This window comes from Aquimarina ulvae, from assembly GCF_053613295.3.
Genome location: NZ_JBSIBP030000001.1, coordinates 783,015 through 802,267, shown reverse-complemented (window position 1 = coordinate 802,267; position 19,253 = coordinate 783,015). Strand labels below are relative to the sequence as shown.

Here is a 19,253-nt window from a genome sequence, read left to right as displayed (position 1 = left end):
TTTTCTAAATCAAGGAAAAAAACATAACAGGAAATTTTTAGTCAGAGAAGAAAATCGCGTCGAGACTTCAATCTAATTTTGTATTCAATTGTGCGTTAAATTTTATCTAAACAATAAGATCTTTACCAATTTTTTTCCATACTCTTATTAATAAAATACCAGCAATCACAGTTCCGGATCCTATCATCAATGATTCTTGCAAATTACCATAAATAATGTGCCCCGTAGTAAACAATATTCCATACACTAAAAAACAACCTAATAATAAAGCTAATATACCTGATGGCACACTCCAACCCTGATTAGTATCTACTATTTCTACATCTTCTTGTTTGGCCTCGTTGACAATCTTTTTCCAACCAGGTCCTCCCGGTTGTATTTTTTTATAAAAATTTCGTAATACACTAACACTTTCAGGTTTTGTCAATAGTGTTACACTGATCCAAACTATCGTTGTTATGAAAACAATACTTGGCAATTTTGCCCAACCTGGCATAAAACCATCACTCCCAAAAAAATAATCACCAATTGAGGAAGAGAATATTAGCGATACAACTCCTGAAATTAGCATTGCAGAAATCTCACTCCAAGAATTAATTCTCCACCAAAACCATCTAAGAATGAATATGAGTCCTGTACCGGCTCCAAACATAATGATGATATCAAAAAGTTGTTTTGCATTTTTAAGATATAACGCAAATATTGCACTGAGCACCATCAAAATTACTGTAGACAATCTACCTATCATTACTAATTCTTTCTCAGATGCGTCTTTTTTTATTTGTTGTTTATAAAAATCATTCACGATATAAGAAGAGCCCCAATTGAGATGTGTAGAAATTGTGCTCATATACGCTGCAATCAACGAAGCAAATACCAATCCTAAAAGTCCGCTTGGTAATTTTGCCAACATTGCTGAATATGCCAAATCATGACCTAATTTGTCCTCTGACACGTTTGGAAAAGCTTCTTGGATACTTGCGATATCTGGAAATACTATAAGAGAGGCCAATGCAACTAATATCCAAGGCCAAGGACGTAAAGAATAATGCATAATATTAAAAAAGAAAGTTGCTCCTATGGCGTGATTTTCATTTTTAGCAGCTAACATTCTTTGCGCAATATATCCACCACCTCCAGGTTCTGCACCCGGAAACCAAGAGCTCCACCATTGCACTGCTAAGGGGATAATTAAAAGTGTTATAAGTGCCTCCCTATCATTAAAATCTGGTATTAATGATAGTTTATCTGAGACATTTGGATGTGAAATCAAATTCTCTAATCCTCCAACTTCGGGTATGTTTACCAAATAATATGCCGCTCCTATGGCTCCTCCTATGGCTATAAAAAACAATAAAAAATCTGTATAAACCACACCTTTAAAACCCCCTAAAGCACTAAATATTACCGTAATTACCCCGGCATACACAATCGTTTGCCAAGGCTCTAATCCAAGCATTATACTACCTATTTTAATCGCAGCGAGCGTAACACCAGCCATTGCAAAAACATTAAATACAAGACCTAGGTATAAGGCTCTAAATGATCTCAAAAATTTTGCCGGAGCTCCACCATAACGTAATTCATAAAATTCGATATCCGTACTTACATTGGATCTTCGCCAAAGTTTAGCATAAATAAAAACAGTCAAAAGACCTGTTATTAAAAATGCCCACCACATCCAGTTTGAAGAGACACCATCTTTTCTGACAATATCTGTCACAAAATTAGGGGTATCTGTAGAAAACGTAGTTGCTACCATCGAGAATCCTAATAACCACCAGGGCATGTTTCTGCCAGATAAAAAATACTCAGAAGTGCTTTTTCCTGATTTTCTTGATACGATCACACCTATCAAAAGTGTGGTGAGTAATATAGCTACAATAATAGCGTAGTCTAGCGTGCTTAATTTCATGTGGTTGTATTTGTTATCGTTTGTTAATACCGATTATATTTTAAAAAAGTAGTTTCTCTTAAGTTTTTTTGATGATCAGATAAACCTATCCGTTTAGAAGGTTTCCTTTATTCTTTAATATTTGTTTTTTAGCGTGCATTGAGTAATTGCGTCCTATTGGAATTCTTTTATTATCAATTTCTACAAGATTACCTTCTACAGATTTTACTTTATCTATTGCAATCGTATAAGACTTATGTATTCTGATAAAGTTTTCTGATGGCAATTCCTCACTTATACTTGCCAATGATTTATGAGAAATATATGTTCCTTCTACACTACGCAACTTGATATAATCTTTTAAGCTTTCTATATAAAGAATATCCCGAAGAAAAATTTTGATTAGTTTTTTATCTACTTTTAAAAATATATGTGGATCTTGTTCAAAATCTGCAAAAGGTTTTCCTTTATCCAGATGTATTAGTTTTGACATTAATTTATTGATTGATTTTAAAAACCTGCTAAAAGGAATGGGCTTTACTAAATAATCAAGAACTTCTAACTCATAACTTTCGATAGCGTATTCTTTGTATGCTGTTGTAATAATAATTTCTGGATAATCTTTAAGCGTTTTTAAAAATTCTAAACCATTCATTCTTGGCATATTAATATCCAAAAAAATGACATCTACTCCTCCTTTTTCTAATAACGGCAAAGCTTCTAAAGGGTTTTTAAAAACACTAATGATTTCAATATTTTTAAATTCTTTGAGGTATGACTCTATGACACTTATTGCCAAAGATTCATCATCAATTATGATACATTTAATGGTCATAGGGTTGGGATTTTAAGGGTAATCTTATACGTCTCATTAGTATTTTTATTTGATATTTTCAGTTCATAATTTTTATTGTATAAAAGTTGCAATCTTCTTTCTACATTCTTAATTCCTATGCCACTTTTCAACCCAGAAGAAGCTTTATGATCATAACTATTCTCAGCTATGAAGATCAATGTTTTATCGTTGACTTCAAATGTTATAATTAAGCTCATTTCACCTTTATCTTTAAAACCGTGTTTAAAGGCATTTTCTACAAAAGGCAAGAATAAAAGTGGGGTCACTGACACCTCATCAATACATCCCTTAATGTTAATTTCTGTTTTGAGTTGATTTCCATATCTGATATTTTCTAACTCTATGTAATTGTCTATATATTTTATTTCTTCTATTAAAGGAACTTTTTTTTTGCTCGCATCGTATATGATATACTGCATAAATTCTGATAACTTAATCACAACCTCTGATGCTTTTGACGATTTCTTAATGGTCAGTGCGTATAAATTATTTAAGGTATTAAAGAAAAAATGTGGCTGAATTTGTGCTTTGAGGTATTGTAATTCTGTATTATACTGCAACACTGTTAACTGTTGGTTTTTATTTCTTTCCATTATAAAATCAACACTTATTTTTATTGAGAAAGTAAGTGCCAGAACGTATAATTCTCCTAAAACAACCGCTATAATATGGTTCAGGCCAAAGGGCTCATTTTCTCCTTGTGCTTCGGGCCAAATATTTTCTGTAATCAACCAAAAATTTAGGCATGATCTTACTACATAATGAATTCCTAAACTAAAAAGTAAAAAGGTGACATACAATGTGTATTTCTTCCTTAACAAGTAATTTGGTATCAGGTAATAGATATTGAAATATACGACAACCAAATGCAATGGAAACTCCACCAAATTGGATTTAAATGAGTACCAATAGTCATTAAAATAACTCCCCCACCTAATCACATTAAAGAGAAAATATATGATCCAAAAATAGATATGATACTTTCTCTTAATGGTTTTTTCTATCACACCTTTGTGGATTACATTTTTTTCAGTGTTTGACACAGAACAGTGTTAATTTTATTAAAAAACTGTGAAAAAGTATCATTAAATAAGATAAAAAACAAAAAAAAGTTTCTTACAAAAATCTTACAACTACGATTATCTACAGTTCCATGTCGTTCATTATTAAAATGCTGTTGTTCGGATAAAAAAAAAAAAAGAAAACCTTCAAACTCCTAATTTAGAACATCACAAATAATCAATAAAAGGAAAACATGAGGCAAAAAAAAATCACTTTAATTTCATTTTTATTTTCAATAATTGGAGTCCTAGCTCAGGAAAAAAAGGTTTCAGGTACAGTAACAGATGCTGCCAATAACACTCCTTTGCCGGGAGTTAATGTCATTATAAAAGGAACTTCTTCCGGAGCGCAAACCAATTTTGATGGTGCATACTCAATGAACACTTCTTCTGGGGATATTTTGGTCTTTTCATACATTGGATTTAAGACCAAAGAAATACCTGTTAATTCATCAAACATCATCAATGTAAGTTTAGAACAAGACGCAGAACAACTAGAAGATGTAGTTATAACCGCTTTTGGTATACGACAAGAGTCAAAAAAACTAGGATATTCTGTACAGGAACTTAAATCGGAAACTATCACGCAGACTGCAGACCCTAATATAGGATCAGCTATTCGTGGAAAACTAGCTGGTGTAAACATAAATTCTAATTCTGGTGGCGTAGGATCATCTGTATCTATTAACGTTAGAGGAATTAGCTCTTTAGGAACAAACAACCAACCTCTTATAGTATTAGACGGTGTAATTATAGATGATAATCAAGGAGGTCAAGGAGATTTTGCTTCGGGATTGGATTATGGAAATACGTTATCCAACTTAAACCCTAATGATATCGAAAACATATCGCTTTTAAAAGGAGGTAACGCAACTGCATTGTATGGATTTAGGGGTATCAATGGAGTGTTGGTTATTACCACAAAAAAAGGACGTTCTGACAAACCAACTGTCGAAATTAACTCTGCGGTAACTGCTAGTTCATTATTGGTGTCTCCAAAATTTCAAAATGAATTTGGTCAAGGCCAGTTTGATACCTCAACAAACCAATTAGTATATGACATTACAAATGGTAGTAGCTTTGGCCCCAGATTGGACGGATCGCAAAGAGAACGTTTTGATGGTATAGGAACTGCAACGTATGCTGCGAATGATAATAAGTTTAAAGATTTTTTTAGAACAGGATTCTCTTTCCTGAATTCTGTATCTGTTTCACAAGGGACAGAAAAATTCGATTATAGGTTCAGTTTTTCAAGATTAGATGATGAGTCCATTGTGCCCGGAAGTAATTTGAAAAGACAAAATTTTAGTATCAAAGCTGGAGCATCTATTACTAAGTGGTTAAAAATCTTAGGAAAAGTAGATTACATTCACCAAGATGCCCAAAACAGACCAGAATTAACAGGAGGACAAACCAATATAACCCGTGCTCTTTCCTTAAGACCCAGAAATATTTCAAACTCATTATTGAGTACTAATTTTTTAGAACCTGATGGTACGCCAAACAATTGGGCAGGAGCCTTTATCACCAATCCATATTATACTGCCAACGCCCTACTTAATGAAGATGAAACTGATCGATACATTAGTCTTCTAGAATTAAATGTAGATATCGCACCGGGATTAAAAGCCCTTATGCGGCTTTCTCAGGATCATATCACTACCAATCAGCAGGTATTTAACCCCTTTGGTGCATTTGATATTGCCGGTAATGGACGTTTTTCTGATACTAACTCTACCGCAAGAACCAATAACTATGATCTTATTTTTAGATACAATACTGATCTGGGAAGTCATTTTAATCTAGGCGCTACTTTAGGTTTTAGTCATTCTGATGTCTCATTCAGATCAGTACAGGCTATTGGAGAGACTTTTTTACTACCCAACTTTTTCTCACTAAATAATTTTGAAAGTATTAGTGTAGTGCCTGGTAATGCCAGAAACTCTTCTAACTCTATTTTCGGATCTATGACTTTAGGGTTTAATAATTACCTCTTTGCAGAATTTACAGCTAGAAATGACTGGAGTTCTACTTTACCAATCAATGATGCTTCTTTTTTCTATCCTTCGGTAGGTTTAAGTTTTGTGGTGACTGATGCTTTTCCTTCCTTACAGGATAATCCAATACTATCAAATCTAAAACTAAGAGGTAGTTTTGCACAGACAGGAAATGCTACAGGAGCTTTTTCTTTAGTAAATACTTATAATGTATCTTCTAATCTATTTAACGGGCAACGCTTTTTCTTTTTTGGAAATGCTGAAGAAGGTGCCGGTGCAGGTCCAGAACTTAATAATCCAAATTTAGTTCCTGAAATATCTAATTCACTTGAGTTTGGTATCGATGCTAGATTTATAAATAATAGAATCGGATTATCAGCGACCTATTACACAATAAGAACCGAAGATCAGATATTAAGATTAACACTACCTCCATCAAGCGGAGCTGCAAACCAGATTATTAATGCAGGTCTAGTGACTAATAAAGGAATTGAACTTTCTGTTGACGCAGACATTATAAAGACAGATAATTTTAGCTGGTCGACTACAGTGAACTTCACTACTAATGAAAATGAAGTAGAGGAATTAGCACAAGGAGTAGATAGAAACATATTGGTAAGACAATTTAACGACATTGTACAAGTAGCCGCAGAAGTGGGTTCTAGTGCTCAAGGATTATTTGGCACTACGTTTACCAGAGATGACAATGGAAACATCGTTTATGACACCAACGGGCTACCTGTAATAAATACCGAAATATCTCAGATTGGGGATGTTGCTCCAGATGCTTTTTTAAACTGGGGAAATACTTTTACGTACAAACAATTCTCCTTAAGTTTCTTATTTGATGCAAGATTTGGTGGTGATGTGTTTTCACTTTCAGAAATACAAAGACATACACAAGGTACTGCCGTTGAAACATTGCCTGGTAGGGAATTCTTTGCTGGTGGACAAGGTATTGAGGTTCCTCAAAATGCAACTATTGATGGAACATTAGACCCAGAAGTGCAACAACGAGGTGTAAATCCTCAGGTATACTGGGGTAGACTTGGCCAAATAGGAGAAAACTGGGTATACGATGGAAGCTTTATTAAGTTTAGAGAGTTGACCTTTGGATATAATTTCCCAGAAAAAACTATTAAAGGATTGCATCTCTCCAATCTGTCTATAAGCTATGTAGGAAGAAATCTGGCGATTTTACACAGCAACATTGACAACTTTGATCCAGAGACAGGATTCAATACGAGTTTTGGAGGGGTAGAGTTTTTTGGAATTCCATCTGCCAGCAGCCACGGACTTAGAGTAAATCTTACTTTTTAACAAATGAATAACGATAATGAAAACATATAGAATTATGAAAACTCAAAAACACACACCGAAACTATTTGTTGGTTTTCTTATACTACTAATTATATCCGCTTCTTGTACAGAAGATTTTGAAGAAATAAATACGAATCCGGTTAGTCCCGAAACTGCGACTGTAGAAGGAATTATGGCGGGAGTACAATATTTTGAATTTGCAGAACCTCGTTTCTTAAGCTGGAGAGGCAATTTAATCTATACAAGTCAATTTGCAAATCAATTTAGTTACAATGCAGAAGGTTCTTGGTTTGCTGGTGATGCTTATCAAAACAATCAAGGATATACCAACGCTATATTTGATGCATCTTATCAAAAAGTATCTTTAAACATCAGAAACCTGTTAGGTACCTATAATGATTTAGGGGATGGTAATGGTGCAGCTGTAACCAAAATTATGATGTCTTGGTTTTATCAAAAGATGACCGACATCTATGGAGACATTCCGTACAGTGAGGTAATTGGCGACGAATTGATTCTAAATGACCCACAACCCAAATATGATGCCCAAAAAGAAATTTATACTGACCTTCTTAATGAGTTAAAAACTCAAATGGATGAAATCGGTTCATCATCAGAAATAATAGCTGGTGCAGAAGGCGATTTTATTTATAATGGAGATCCTCAAAAATGGAAAGCATTTGCAAATACATTACGATTAAGAATTGCGATCAGATCCAGAGATGCTTTCATACAAGCCGGAGAACAATCACTTATTGATGATGTCATCAATGATTGCCTTGCTAATACTTTAATCGACAGCTCTAATGAAGCGCTTTTAAAAAAGTCTGAATCCGCATTGATATTATCATTTCTTGATGGAGGTTTTGAAGATATTTATTGGGGGTTTGCAGGATTAGGTTCTAAATGGGTATTCTCTGATCGCTTTATGAGTTTGCTCAATGATAACAATGATCCTAGACTATCAGAGATGGCTGATCCATCTCCCAATGGCACTTTTGAAGGTACTGCCATTTCATTAAGAGGTATTATACCAAGAGCAGATCTAGCTATTCCATCTCAAAAAATCATTGGAACATCAACGACCGATGTTATTAATGTAGTACCCACTCAAATACTTACTGCAGCCGAATCTTACTTTTTACAGGCAGAAGCCGCACTTTTAGGGTATCCAGGAAATCCACAGGCACTTTATCAAGAAGGCATCAGAGCAAGCATGAATTTTTGGGGTGTAGATGCTGGTGATATTGAAACATTTATAGCAAATCAATCCATTGCTACTTTATCTGGATCCACTGAACAACAATTAGCGTCTGTATGGAATCAAAGATGGCTAGCGTTATTAATGAATGGGTATGAAGCCTGGTCTTTGGTTAGAAGAACAGACTTAATACCTGCATTTACTGATAATACCACCTATTTCGTTTCGGAACCCAATAACGGAAATGTTCCTAAAAGATTACAGTACTCAACGACAGAATTAGTAGCCAACGAAGCAAAGGTAAAAGAAGCTATAGAAAGACAAGGACCCGATGTAATGACCACCACTATTTGGTGGGATATCGAATGAGATCATATGAGAACCTTTATAAATACCCATGAAGTAGTATCATTTTAACAAGAAAAACAAGTTTAAATCACCTTAAAACTTAAAAAAAGAAAATGATTAAAGAAATTAAATTCAGGCAAGTTGGTAAGTTTGAGGACACCAAGTTTGAAAAAATACATAATGAAATATTTCAGGATTCCTCCTATGCATCTAAGCTGGCAGCTTTAGAAATTTCAGACATAATAAAGCAAAAGCAAAAAGAAGGTAAACCATGTATTTTGGGGTTGGCTACAGGGTCATCACCCATAAAAGTATACGAAGAATTAGTAACCTTATATCGTTTGGGAGAACTAAGTTTCAATAACGTGATCACTTTTAATCTAGATGAGTATTATCCAATGAATACAGATAACCAACAGAGTTATCACCACTTTATGCATCAACATTTATTTGACCATGTTGATATAAATCCAGAAAATATTAATATTCCTTCTGGGAACATTCACCCTGAAGAAATCGATCAATACTGCATTGATTATGAGATGAAGATTAAAAAACTTGGTGGATTGGATTTTCAGTTACTGGGTATTGGGAGGACAGGACATATTGGATTTAATGAACCTGGATCCCATCGCAATTCAGGAACCAGAATCATTACGTTAGATCATATAACGAGAAGAGATGCTGCTTCAGATTTTAATGGTCTAGAAAATGTACCTAAGAGAGCTATCACTATGGGAATTAGCACCATTATGAAAGCAAAACGTATTCTCTTACTTGCGTGGGGACATAAAAAAGCATCTGTTGTCAAAAAGACTATCGAAGAAGAAATAACTTCACAAATTCCAGCTTCTTTTTTACAAGAACATAAAAACATTACTGTTGTTCTTGATAATGAAGCTGCTGAAGATCTTACGCGGATAAAAACCCCATGGCTGGTGGATCAATGTATCTGGACCACTAAACTTAAATTAAAGGCAGTTACCTGGCTAAGTCAGGAAGTGCAAAAACCTTTACTAAAACTGACCGATAAAGACTACAATAACCACGGAATGTCCAGTCTTTTAACATTAGAAGGGTCCGCATATGAGCTAAACATAAAAATGTTCAATCGCTTACAAAATACGATTACCGGATGGCCTGGTGGCAAACCAAATGCAGATGACACAAAACGTCCCGAAAGAGCTAATCCTTCTCAGAAAAGAGTACTTATATTTAGCCCACATCCTGATGATGATGTAATCTCTATGGGAGGCACATTTTCTAGGCTAATTGATCAAGGGCACGACGTACACGTAGCTTATCAAACCTCTGGAAACATTGCAGTCACTGATCAAGAAACTCTAAAATTTGGTGAGGTAGCACAACACTTAGCCGAAGATAGTACTGTTTTTAATACGATTATAAATACTATAAAATCTAAAAATACCGGAGATGTAGATACTCCCGAAGTAAGATTAACGAAAGGTTTAATAAGAAGAATGGAATCCTATGGTGCTACTAGATATTTAGGACTTCCTGATCACAAGGTTCACTTTCTGAATCTTCCTTTTTATGAAACCGGAAAAGCCAAGAAAAACCCAATAGGTAATGCTGATATTACTATCATTAAAAGCATTATAACACATATAAAACCCCATCAGATTTATGCGGCCGGAGACTTAGCGGATCCTCATGGAACCCATAAACTTTGTCTAGACGCTATTCTGGAAACAGTTTCTATAGTAAAACAAGAAACGTTTATGGATGATTGTTGGTTGTGGCTATATAGAGGAGCCTGGCACGAATGGGATATTCACGATATTGAAATGGCCGTACCATTAAGCCCTGATGAAGTGAGTAGAAAGACAAATGCTATTCTTTTTCATCAATCACAAAAGGACAAAGTTATGTTTCAAGGTGAAGACTCTAGAGAATTTTGGTTACGAGCAGAAGAGCGAAATAAAAACACAGCAAAACTATATGACAAACTTGGATTAGCAGAATATGAAGCCATTGAAGCTTTTAAGAGATATTACTTTTGATAGCTTATAGTAAACTTCTTACAATCAAAAGGTTACATAACACTACTCCAACAGTAAATATACAAGTATATAAAAGTTTTGAAGTAACCTCTAACGATTAAACTCTCAATACGAAGTCAAATCATAAAGGATATGATATTAATAGCCGATAGTGGTTCTACCAAATGTGATTGGGTCATAATTGATCTATCTGGAAAAACCCTGTTTTCTCATACCACCATAGGGATCAACCCCTTACATCTATCTGAAAAAAAAATTGAAGAAGTGGTACTTGAGGTTACTGAGATGTCACAAAAAAGAAATATTATTAACGAAATCCATTTCTACGGAGCGGGTTGTGGAACAATAATTGGTAGTCAAAAAATCAAATCATCTTTCAATACTATTTTCAAAAACGTAAAATTGATAACAGTTCAAGAAGATTTGATTGCTGCTGTTCATGCTACAACAAAAACTCCGGGAGTAATTGCAATTTTAGGAACAGGATCGAACTGCTGTTATTTTGACGGAGCAAAAATAGTCCAAAAAGCACCTTCTCTGGGATATCTGCTAGCCGATGAGGCTAGTGGTAACTATTTCGGAAAAGCCTTATTAAAAAGCTTTTATATGCAAAACATGCCTGCTGACCTTGCAGAAGGGTTTAAAACAATGTTTGGAGCAGATTTAGAAAAACTCTTTTGCAATTTATATGGCTTAAAACAGCCTAACGCCTATTTGGCATCCTACGCAGTCTTTATGTTTCAGCATAGAGGACATCCTTTTATAGAGAATCTTTTGCATCAAGGAATACAGGTTTTTATTGATGATTATCTTGTGTTATATTCCAGAGAACTAGAGAATTACCCAATTCACTTTGTAGGTTCCATTGCATACTATTCACAGGATATTATCAATAATATTCTTTCTAACACCAGCTTTGTTGTAAAAAGTTTCGTTAAAAAGCCGATCAATAACCTAATAAAACATATCATTTCTACCCAACATCCATTGCAAAAAATAATTTAATTAATGAAAAGATCCATTTTCTATATAGTATCCATATTCATAGTTTTAATTTCTTGTCAAGAAAAAGAAAAACCCGTAGTGGCTGTCAATACGAGTCCAAGAATTACACCGATGCCTTTATCGTTGTTAGAAAAACAAGGTACTTTTACTGTAAATAAAGAAACCTCCTTTTTTACTAAAAATAATGAGACAACGAAAATTGCACAATTCTTTATCGATGTAATTAACGATAGAACTGGACTAAAACTCAGAACCACGGATCAAAAAAAGGAGAATTCAATTCAATTGCTAATAGATAACGATCTAAAATTAAATGAAGAAGGTTATCTATTAAAAACTTATGAAGATCATATTTCGATAATTTCTAAAAGCGCTAAGGGCTTGTTTTATGGAGCGCAATCCTTAATGCAACTGCTACCGCTGATTCCAAATGATAATTTTAAAGGAGATAAAACGTTTATTATCCCTTCTGTAGATATAAAAGATGAACCCGCTTTTGCGTGGAGAGGTGTATTGTTGGACGTTTCCAGACATTTCTTTACTGTGGAGTTCATCAAAAAACAATTGGATTTTTTAGCAACACTAAAAATAAACAAGTTTCATTGGCATTTGACAGACGATCAAGGTTGGCGCATAGAAATAAAAAAATACCCAAAACTAACAGAAATTGGTGCCAAGAGAGGAAGTACAGAACGTAACATTTACCACGGATTTTATACACAAGACGATATAAAAGAAGTTGTCGCGTATGCCAAAGAACGTTTTATCGATGTAATTCCAGAATTTGATATGCCCGGACATGCAAGAGCAATTCTTGCATCATATCCCGAACTTGCGTGTGTCGAAAAACCTTTCGAAATAAGGGAAATATGGGGAGTGGATTACAATATTTTATGTGCAGGAAAAGAAGAGGTTTATGTTTTTGCAGAAAATGTAATACGCGAAATGGCAGCTTTATTCCCATATACTTATTTTCATGTTGGCGGAGATGAAGTTCCAAAACGTAACTGGAAGGAGTCCGAATTATGTCAAAAATTAATGAAAAAAGAAAATTTGAAAGATGAAAAAGAGCTACAAAGTTACTTTATGGCACGCATAGAAAAAATACTACAAGATCACGGTAAAATTATGATAGGATGGGATGAAATTCTGGAAGGAGGAATTACCGAAACTACTAACATCATGTCTTGGCAAGGTGAAAAAGGGGGTATTAAAGCTGCAAATGAAGGGCACGATGTGATTATGACCCCACTAGAGTATGTATATCTTAATTTTTATCAAGGAAGTAAACAGGTAGAACCTATGGCATTTGGAGGGCATACTACGCTTCAAAAATCGTATAACTATAACCCCATTCCTGAAGCAATACAAGAAAACAAAAGACATCACATTCTTGGATTACAAGGTAATCTTTGGGCAGAACAAACAGACAATGATGATATTGCAGAATATCAATTATATCCAAGGTTAATAGCCATTGCAGAAACTGGTTGGACCCCTAAAAAAAATAAAAACTTCAATAGTTTTTTAAATCGTCTAAACAACTTATATCCCATACTAGATTATCACAACATTAACTATCATATTCCTTTACCAGAAGGGCCCTCGTCTGATTATATTGCATTTCTGGATAGCGTAACCTTACCTTTTAATACCACACATCCAGTAAAAATGGTTTATACTACAGATGGATCTGATCCTACACAAACAAGTAGTGAGTACACCAAGGCTTTTACATTTGATGAAACAACTACGTTGAAGATAGCCTCAGTACTACCTCATGGTAAAATAAGCAAAACACGAACGCTTAACATCGTAAAACAATCTTACCTACAACCGATAAAAGCATCAATGGACTTATCACCCGGATTAAAAATCAAAACCATAAAAGGTCATTTTCTGGATATCGATGAAATTGAAAAGGGAACTCCTTCTGAAGTTTCAGTTATTAAAAATATTAGAGAAGCAAATCACACCTATGATTGGGGACACGAAGTTAAAAAGGAAAATTTTAAAGCCGTTTTTTTAGAAGGATATATCGATATCCCAGAGGATGGAATCTATTATTTCTCTAGTACACAGGATCAAATATGGATCGGTGACCAACTTGTTATAGATTACAAAAAAGTCATAAAAAAACACCCTGAAGAAAGTTCTGTTGCTCTTAAAAAAGGAAAACATAAACTCAAAATCATTTACTTGAATAATATTGTAAAAGGTTGGGCATCCGACTGGAATACCGTAGAATTAAAATTTCGAAAAGAGTCTGATAAAGATTATCAAATAGTAGACGAGCACATGATTTTTCATCAAAATACCAAAACAACATTATCTTTTAAATAGATAGCTTCTGAATAATTTATTTTATAATGAAAAATATATTTCTTCCCATATAACATCCATCATATTCTTGTGTGCTGCCTTTGGGGTAACAAGTATATCATCATTTTCTTAGACAGCTGAAAACGTAAAAAGGCACACTTAAAAATCTTTTGAGCACATTTATTATAAGCTTTAATAGTTTTTTTATAAAAATTCTCAGAGAATGACCATAATCAATTGATGAACAAAGTGTATTATGGCAAGTCAGTATGTATAGTCCGGAATTTACAACTGTGCCTTTGGGGATTTTTTGGTTTTAGTTCCTTTTTTTATTCACTTTCCATTATTGCATGAGCCATATAACTTCTCAATTGCCCATAAAGAAACAGAACCAGTAGCGCTTATCGATGATCATTTTTCGAGTAAGAGTCCAAATGAGTCTAACAATCAACAGGTATTTTAAATAGCTATTTTTCTATAATGAAAAAATTCTCTTCTCCTTTTTGACTTAAAGTTATCTAATACCATCATCACCCGTAGTACCTAGAATCCGACAATTGATAAAATAATCACTATGCTACGATCTAAACCGATTTACCAAAACTATTTATGTTTAACATATTTAACTAAAGTTTAAACAAAAATTAAGTATATTAACACGTAAGCTTCATTAACTTTGGATAAAAACCTATTAATTATGAAAAAATTATTTTTAACTGCATTTTTATTAAGTGGATTGCTAGTTACAGCAGCTTGTAATAACAACAACAAAAAAGACACTGAAAAAAATGAATCCGTAGAAGAAGAGACTGCTAAGGAAGTAACCCAAGAAAAAAATGGCCAGACACCTACCATTGTTGGGGTGGCAGCAGCTAATAAAAATTTTTCTACTTTGGTTGCAGCTGTAAAAGCAGCGGGATTAGTAGAAACGCTTAACAGCGATGGGCCGTTTACCGTATTTGCTCCGGTAAATGAAGCATTTGCAAAACTACCTAATGGTACTGTTGATAGTCTTTTGAAAACTGAAAGTAAGGAAACACTTACGTCAATATTAACGTACCACGTAGTGTCAGGTAAATTCATGGCCACTGATGTCATAAAAGCAATAAAAGATGGTGATGGAACTTTTACAATTACTACCGTACAAGGTGGTAAATTGACCGCTTCCTTAGATGGAGATAGTGTAATTCTTACTGATACTAAAGGAGGAAAATCAAAAATAATTTTAACAGACGTTGATGCTTCGAACGGTGTAATACATGCTATTGATACAGTAGTTATGCCATAAAAAAACCATCTTAAATTTCTTAAAAATATAACCACTTCTTAAGTTAAATTAGTTAGAAGTGGTTTTTTGCGATTTATCAGAATGTTTTTTTAATTAAAAATTTCAATACACCATCCTTCTCGTATGAATGCATATCTCAACATATATTATTTCTATTAATTATATAACAAGATTTTTTTTAGCAGCAACTCTCTTACAACAGGTTTGGTCATATAATCATTCATTCCAATATGTAAAACATGTTGTCTGGTTTCTTCCATAGCATCTGCCGTAACAGCAATAATAGGAATATTGCTAATTGTCATTCCTAAACTCCCACTTCTTATAAATTTGGTCGCTTCATAGCCATCCATAATCGGCATTTGTAAATCCATAAGTATCAAGTCATACGTTTCTTCTTGCAACATATCCAGAGCTTCTTTCCCATTTTCTGCAATAGAGAAACTAATACTAGAAAAACTTTCCAGATGTTTGCCCATTACCATCTGATTAAGTTTATTGTCCTCTACCACCAGAATATGTAGAGGTCGTAACGGATTGTCATTTGATCTTACATTGACTTCCTCGTTATGAATTTCTTTTATAGGGAGTTCAATAAAAACATCGGTTCCTTTATCTAACTTACTTTCAATCCTTATACTCCCTTCAAATAAAGATATGAGATGCTTCGCAATGGTAAGCCCCAGACCTATTCCTCCGAACTGACGTTTATGATTTAGTTGCATTTGATTGAAGCTATTAAAGAGAATGTCTTTGTTTTTTTTGTTTATGCCAATTCCCGTGTCTGAAACCTGAAAAGAAAACAACCACATATTATCTGGCTGAGGTATACCCTTCATTTTCAAAGCGACCGCTCCTGTATTGGTGAACTTAACAGCATTGCTTAGTACATTATTTATTATTTGTAGTAGTCTATCTGCATCACCCGTAACTCTTGTAGGAAGTTCAGAATCTATTTCGAAACGATAAGCTAATCCTTTTTTTAGCGCCTCCGATTCCCAGTTTTTACTAATTTGATTTAAAATAATTGAAGGGTCAAAAACTTCGGTTGTAAGCTTAATTTCATTCTTCTCAATTTTTTCAAAATCTAAAATATCATTTACATTACTTAATAAGCTAATGGAGGCGTTTCTTATCATTTGAAATTTCTCTAGTTCTTTTTGGGTATTTGCTGTATTCCTTAATTCTGTCTCAACAATCCCCATTATTGCATTAATAGGCGTCCTCAACTCATGACTCATATTAGACATAAAAAACGTCTTTAACTCACTAACTTCTTCAGATTTTTTTAGTGCTAATCTTTGTGATTCTTCTTTTTGTTCTCTCAGTTTTCCTAAAAGATTGGTCATGGATAATGATAAAAAAACCACCTCAAAACCACTTCCAAACTTAGAACTATTCAAGGTGTAGAAATTCGTTGGTAATACTCCCAGGTTGTTCAGCACAAAACCTAAAAGTCCCACTACTAAGAAAAAAATACCAATTGAAAAATACGTGTCAACAGATATTTTCTTGAAACGCATTGTAATTACCGTAGCAATTATAAGTAGTAAACTTAAAAGACCATTAAGATTACTGATTGGATATACGAGCTCTAAGGTCATTGAGCTTATAAAGATCATAACAAACAGTACAGCAAGTACTCCATAAATAATACGGTACAATTTTAAATAACTTGGCAGATGTAATCTTATATTCAAAAAATATTCACAATACTTAAGTAAGAAATAGTTTGAAAATAAAGCAGAGATTAAAACCATTCGACTATTAAAATACCCTCCGTTTGGCAAGAAATACTGATGAACAAAACCATCCAGTGCGGCTTGCATTAAAGCAATTGAGAATACATAAATCCCGTAATATAAAAATGCTTTGTTCTTTAAACTCGTGTAGAAGAAAAGATAAATAAAGCCTGCTAATACTAATACCCCATAAAAAAGTCCTAAAAACAACTGCTGTTTGTAATTATCATTTATGAATGTTGATTCGTTCGATAAATTAAGAGGAAGGTTAATTGTCTCCCCATCACTGGAAAGCTTCATATAAAACTCCTTTTCGGTTTGGGGGTTTAGTAAAATCTTAAAAACAATTTGTCTGTGCTTTATAGCCTTATGATCAAAAGAAATTTGATCCCCGTTTCTTTGTACTTTAATGGTTTGCCCTATTTCGTATATATTGACTACATCTGTGATAGGTCTTGCTGTTTCTAAATAATAGGTTTTAGCAACCTTAGTGCTATTCTTTAGCTTGAAACGAATCCAGTAGGTGTCTGATGTAAAACCAAAATCATGATTTTCTGATTTTAAATTTTCATAAACTAAAAGACTGTCCCTAATAATATCATGAACAGCATACTTAGATTTGCCAACATTTGTAAATTCTGCATACTCAAATAATTTTCCTGTAGATTTTTCAGGGTCAAAAGCTGGTTTTTGAGCATACGAAAATAAGGTAAGGAAGTAGACAGTTACTAATAACTTCATGTTTGGGGTATTAAACAATTTTCAATGTACAAAAAAAAGCGATAATATTTGGAAATCAAATGTTTGTACCTGGAGTGTCTATCTGGCAAATATTACTTAAAACTATTAAAAATGAAACTAAACTACAACTACTTTATTTTTCTCTTTTTAACATTCGTTAATCTGAACGCTCAAACAGACATAATTACTGGTTTATCTGGACCTGTTGGGACTTTAATCATTGGTAACGATTTATATATAGCTGAACTAACTGGGAATAAAATTTCTAAAATCGATATTACCGACATGAATCCAGTAGCTTCGGATGTTATAACTGGTTTAAATGCTCCACACGGAATTGCAATTAATGATAACGATTTATACATAGCTGAATATTCAAGTGATAAAATTTCAAAAATAGACGTAACGGACTCTTCTCCAGTTGCATCATATTTTATAACTGGAATCGCTGAACCAAACGAAATTCTTTTAGTTGGTAACGATTTATATATAGCTGAGCAAAATAATACTAGGATTTCTAAAGTAGACATAACCTCTCCTACGACATCACTTACTACAGTTGTAAACGCTAATGCTTTTGGTCTTGAATTATTTGATAATAACATTTATTTTTCTCAATTCAATAATGATAAAATATCACGTTTTGATATCTCTAATCCATCTGTAATTGATGTTATTTTTGGTTTAGATGGGGTTGCAGGAATGGCTATCAACAATAAAGATTTATATATTGTAGTTTTCCATGAAAATAAAATTTCAAAAATTACTCTGGCTACACTTTCTTTAACTGAAAATGATCATGATGAACCTAGATTATTTCCTAATCCATCTACAGTTATTATTAATATTTCAGGATTATCAGACTTAACTGCTTATCATATTAGCGATATCACAGGAAAGATTATTCTTAAGGGTATGACTTCAAACAATAAACCCATATATATTGATAATTTGACTAAAGGCATCTACCTTTTGAAAATTAACAATAGAAAAGCAAAAAAATTAAATAAAAACATTTGCTCACATTGGTAGCTGGTGCACAAGACCATAATTCTTTATAAAACAACTTATTTCGAGCCTCTGTAGTGAGGCTTTTTTATGTTACCTGATACGAAACAGGCATTTTCAAGATCGTTATATCGAAGCTAAATAGTTCATATATAGTAGTTTGTAAATAGAATCAAAAATCTAATGAAAACAATTACAAGTTAATAGATTTTACTTAACTAAATTAAAGAGAGAGAGACTTCGAGTGGGTAATAACAGAAATATAATATGAGAGGTTTTCTAATTGCAACTATTAAACACTGATTATTTTATTATAGTAAAAGGTTTAATTATTAGGTAAAGTATGATTCAATTCGACATCAACCAACAGGTATAGTTTGTCGCGAATAGCTTCAGCATCTTTATCAATAGGGTACTTTTTTCCAGATCGTTCTAAAATTTTCCTA

Annotated in this window: 11 protein-coding genes; 7 read left to right on the top strand and 4 right to left on the bottom strand. The window is 33.5% G+C overall.

Features of this window, described 5'->3' with window-relative positions; genetic code table 11:
* Nucleotides 1-106 precede the first annotated feature (106 nt).
* From ACWGOQ_RS03495 to ACWGOQ_RS03485, 3 genes are all read right to left on the bottom strand, one after another.
* On the bottom strand, nt 107-1,915 hold the full coding sequence (locus ACWGOQ_RS03495; protein WP_452057167.1) for a sodium:solute symporter family protein: 1,809 nt from the start codon (nt 1,913-1,915) through the stop codon (nt 107-109).
* A gap of 85 nt (nt 1,916-2,000) precedes the next feature.
* Entirely contained in the window at nt 2,001-2,729 is a 729-nt protein-coding gene (locus tag ACWGOQ_RS03490) for a LytR/AlgR family response regulator transcription factor (RefSeq protein ID WP_452057166.1), read from the bottom strand.
* Nucleotides 2,726-3,481, bottom strand: a complete 756-nt coding sequence (locus tag ACWGOQ_RS03485; protein ID WP_452057165.1) for a sensor histidine kinase — start codon at nt 3,479-3,481, stop codon at nt 2,726-2,728. Before ACWGOQ_RS03485 ends, ACWGOQ_RS03490 begins: the two co-directional genes overlap by 4 nt.
* Nucleotides 3,482-4,005: 524 nt before the next feature.
* Between ACWGOQ_RS03485 and ACWGOQ_RS03480 the strand changes: the two genes are divergently transcribed.
* The 6 genes from ACWGOQ_RS03480 (at nt 4,006) to ACWGOQ_RS03455 (ending at nt 15,316) form a co-directional block, all read left to right on the top strand.
* Nucleotides 4,006-7,128 carry a SusC/RagA family TonB-linked outer membrane protein gene (locus tag ACWGOQ_RS03480; RefSeq protein WP_452057164.1) on the top strand — a complete coding sequence of 1,041 codons (3,123 nt, stop codon included), beginning with the start codon at nt 4,006-4,008 and terminating at the stop codon, nt 7,126-7,128.
* A gap of 34 nt (nt 7,129-7,162) precedes the next feature.
* A complete protein-coding gene (locus tag ACWGOQ_RS03475) occupies nt 7,163-8,698 on the top strand; it encodes a SusD/RagB family nutrient-binding outer membrane lipoprotein (protein WP_452057163.1) in 1,536 nt (511 codons plus the stop codon).
* A gap of 92 nt (nt 8,699-8,790) precedes the next feature.
* Nucleotides 8,791-10,701 (top strand): glucosamine-6-phosphate deaminase, encoded by a 1,911-nt coding sequence (gene nagB, locus ACWGOQ_RS03470; RefSeq protein WP_452057162.1) that lies wholly within the window; start codon nt 8,791-8,793, stop codon nt 10,699-10,701.
* Between the two features lie 132 nt (nt 10,702-10,833).
* Nucleotides 10,834-11,706, top strand: coding sequence for an N-acetylglucosamine kinase (locus ACWGOQ_RS03465; RefSeq protein WP_452057161.1), 873 nt, complete (start codon nt 10,834-10,836; stop codon nt 11,704-11,706).
* 3 nt (nt 11,707-11,709) lie between these two features.
* The gene (locus ACWGOQ_RS03460; protein WP_452057160.1) at nt 11,710-14,049 is read left to right on the top strand and encodes a family 20 glycosylhydrolase; all 2,340 of its coding nucleotides are present in this window, start codon (nt 11,710-11,712) and stop codon (nt 14,047-14,049) included.
* A gap of 676 nt (nt 14,050-14,725) precedes the next feature.
* Nucleotides 14,726-15,316 carry a fasciclin domain-containing protein gene (locus ACWGOQ_RS03455; RefSeq protein WP_452057159.1) on the top strand — a complete coding sequence of 197 codons (591 nt, stop codon included), beginning with the start codon at nt 14,726-14,728 and terminating at the stop codon, nt 15,314-15,316.
* A 155-nt stretch (nt 15,317-15,471) separates the two neighbouring features.
* Here the strand turns inward: ACWGOQ_RS03455 and ACWGOQ_RS03450 are convergent, their stop codons facing one another.
* Complete coding sequence (locus ACWGOQ_RS03450) at nt 15,472-17,799, bottom strand: hybrid sensor histidine kinase/response regulator (RefSeq protein WP_452057158.1); 2,328 nt, start codon at nt 17,797-17,799, stop codon at nt 15,472-15,474.
* Nucleotides 17,800-17,910: 111 nt separating this feature from the next.
* On the opposite strand from ACWGOQ_RS03450, the gene ACWGOQ_RS03445 reads away from it, so the two are divergent.
* Nucleotides 17,911-18,831, top strand: a complete 921-nt coding sequence (locus tag ACWGOQ_RS03445; RefSeq protein ID WP_452057157.1) for a T9SS type A sorting domain-containing protein — start codon at nt 17,911-17,913, stop codon at nt 18,829-18,831.
* Nucleotides 18,832-19,253 lie beyond the last annotated feature (422 nt).

Excerpts from the sequence above, each read along its gene's own strand:
- ACWGOQ_RS03495 (WP_452057167.1), bottom strand. The coding sequence starts at position 1,915 with ATGAAATTAAGCACGCTAGACTACGCTATTATTGTAGCTATATTACTC.
- ACWGOQ_RS03490 (WP_452057166.1), bottom strand. The coding sequence starts at position 2,729 with ATGACCATTAAATGTATCATAATTGATGATGAATCTTTGGCAATAAGT.
- ACWGOQ_RS03480 (WP_452057164.1), top strand. The coding sequence starts at position 4,006 with ATGAGGCAAAAAAAAATCACTTTAATTTCATTTTTATTTTCAATAATT.
- ACWGOQ_RS03475 (WP_452057163.1), top strand. The coding sequence starts at position 7,163 with ATGAAAACTCAAAAACACACACCGAAACTATTTGTTGGTTTTCTTATA.
- nagB (WP_452057162.1), top strand. The coding sequence starts at position 8,791 with ATGATTAAAGAAATTAAATTCAGGCAAGTTGGTAAGTTTGAGGACACC.
- ACWGOQ_RS03465 (WP_452057161.1), top strand. The coding sequence starts at position 10,834 with ATGATATTAATAGCCGATAGTGGTTCTACCAAATGTGATTGGGTCATA.
- ACWGOQ_RS03460 (WP_452057160.1), top strand. The coding sequence starts at position 11,710 with ATGAAAAGATCCATTTTCTATATAGTATCCATATTCATAGTTTTAATT.
- ACWGOQ_RS03455 (WP_452057159.1), top strand. The coding sequence starts at position 14,726 with ATGAAAAAATTATTTTTAACTGCATTTTTATTAAGTGGATTGCTAGTT.
- ACWGOQ_RS03450 (WP_452057158.1), bottom strand. The coding sequence starts at position 17,799 with ATGAAGTTATTAGTAACTGTCTACTTCCTTACCTTATTTTCGTATGCT.
- ACWGOQ_RS03445 (WP_452057157.1), top strand. The coding sequence starts at position 17,911 with ATGAAACTAAACTACAACTACTTTATTTTTCTCTTTTTAACATTCGTT.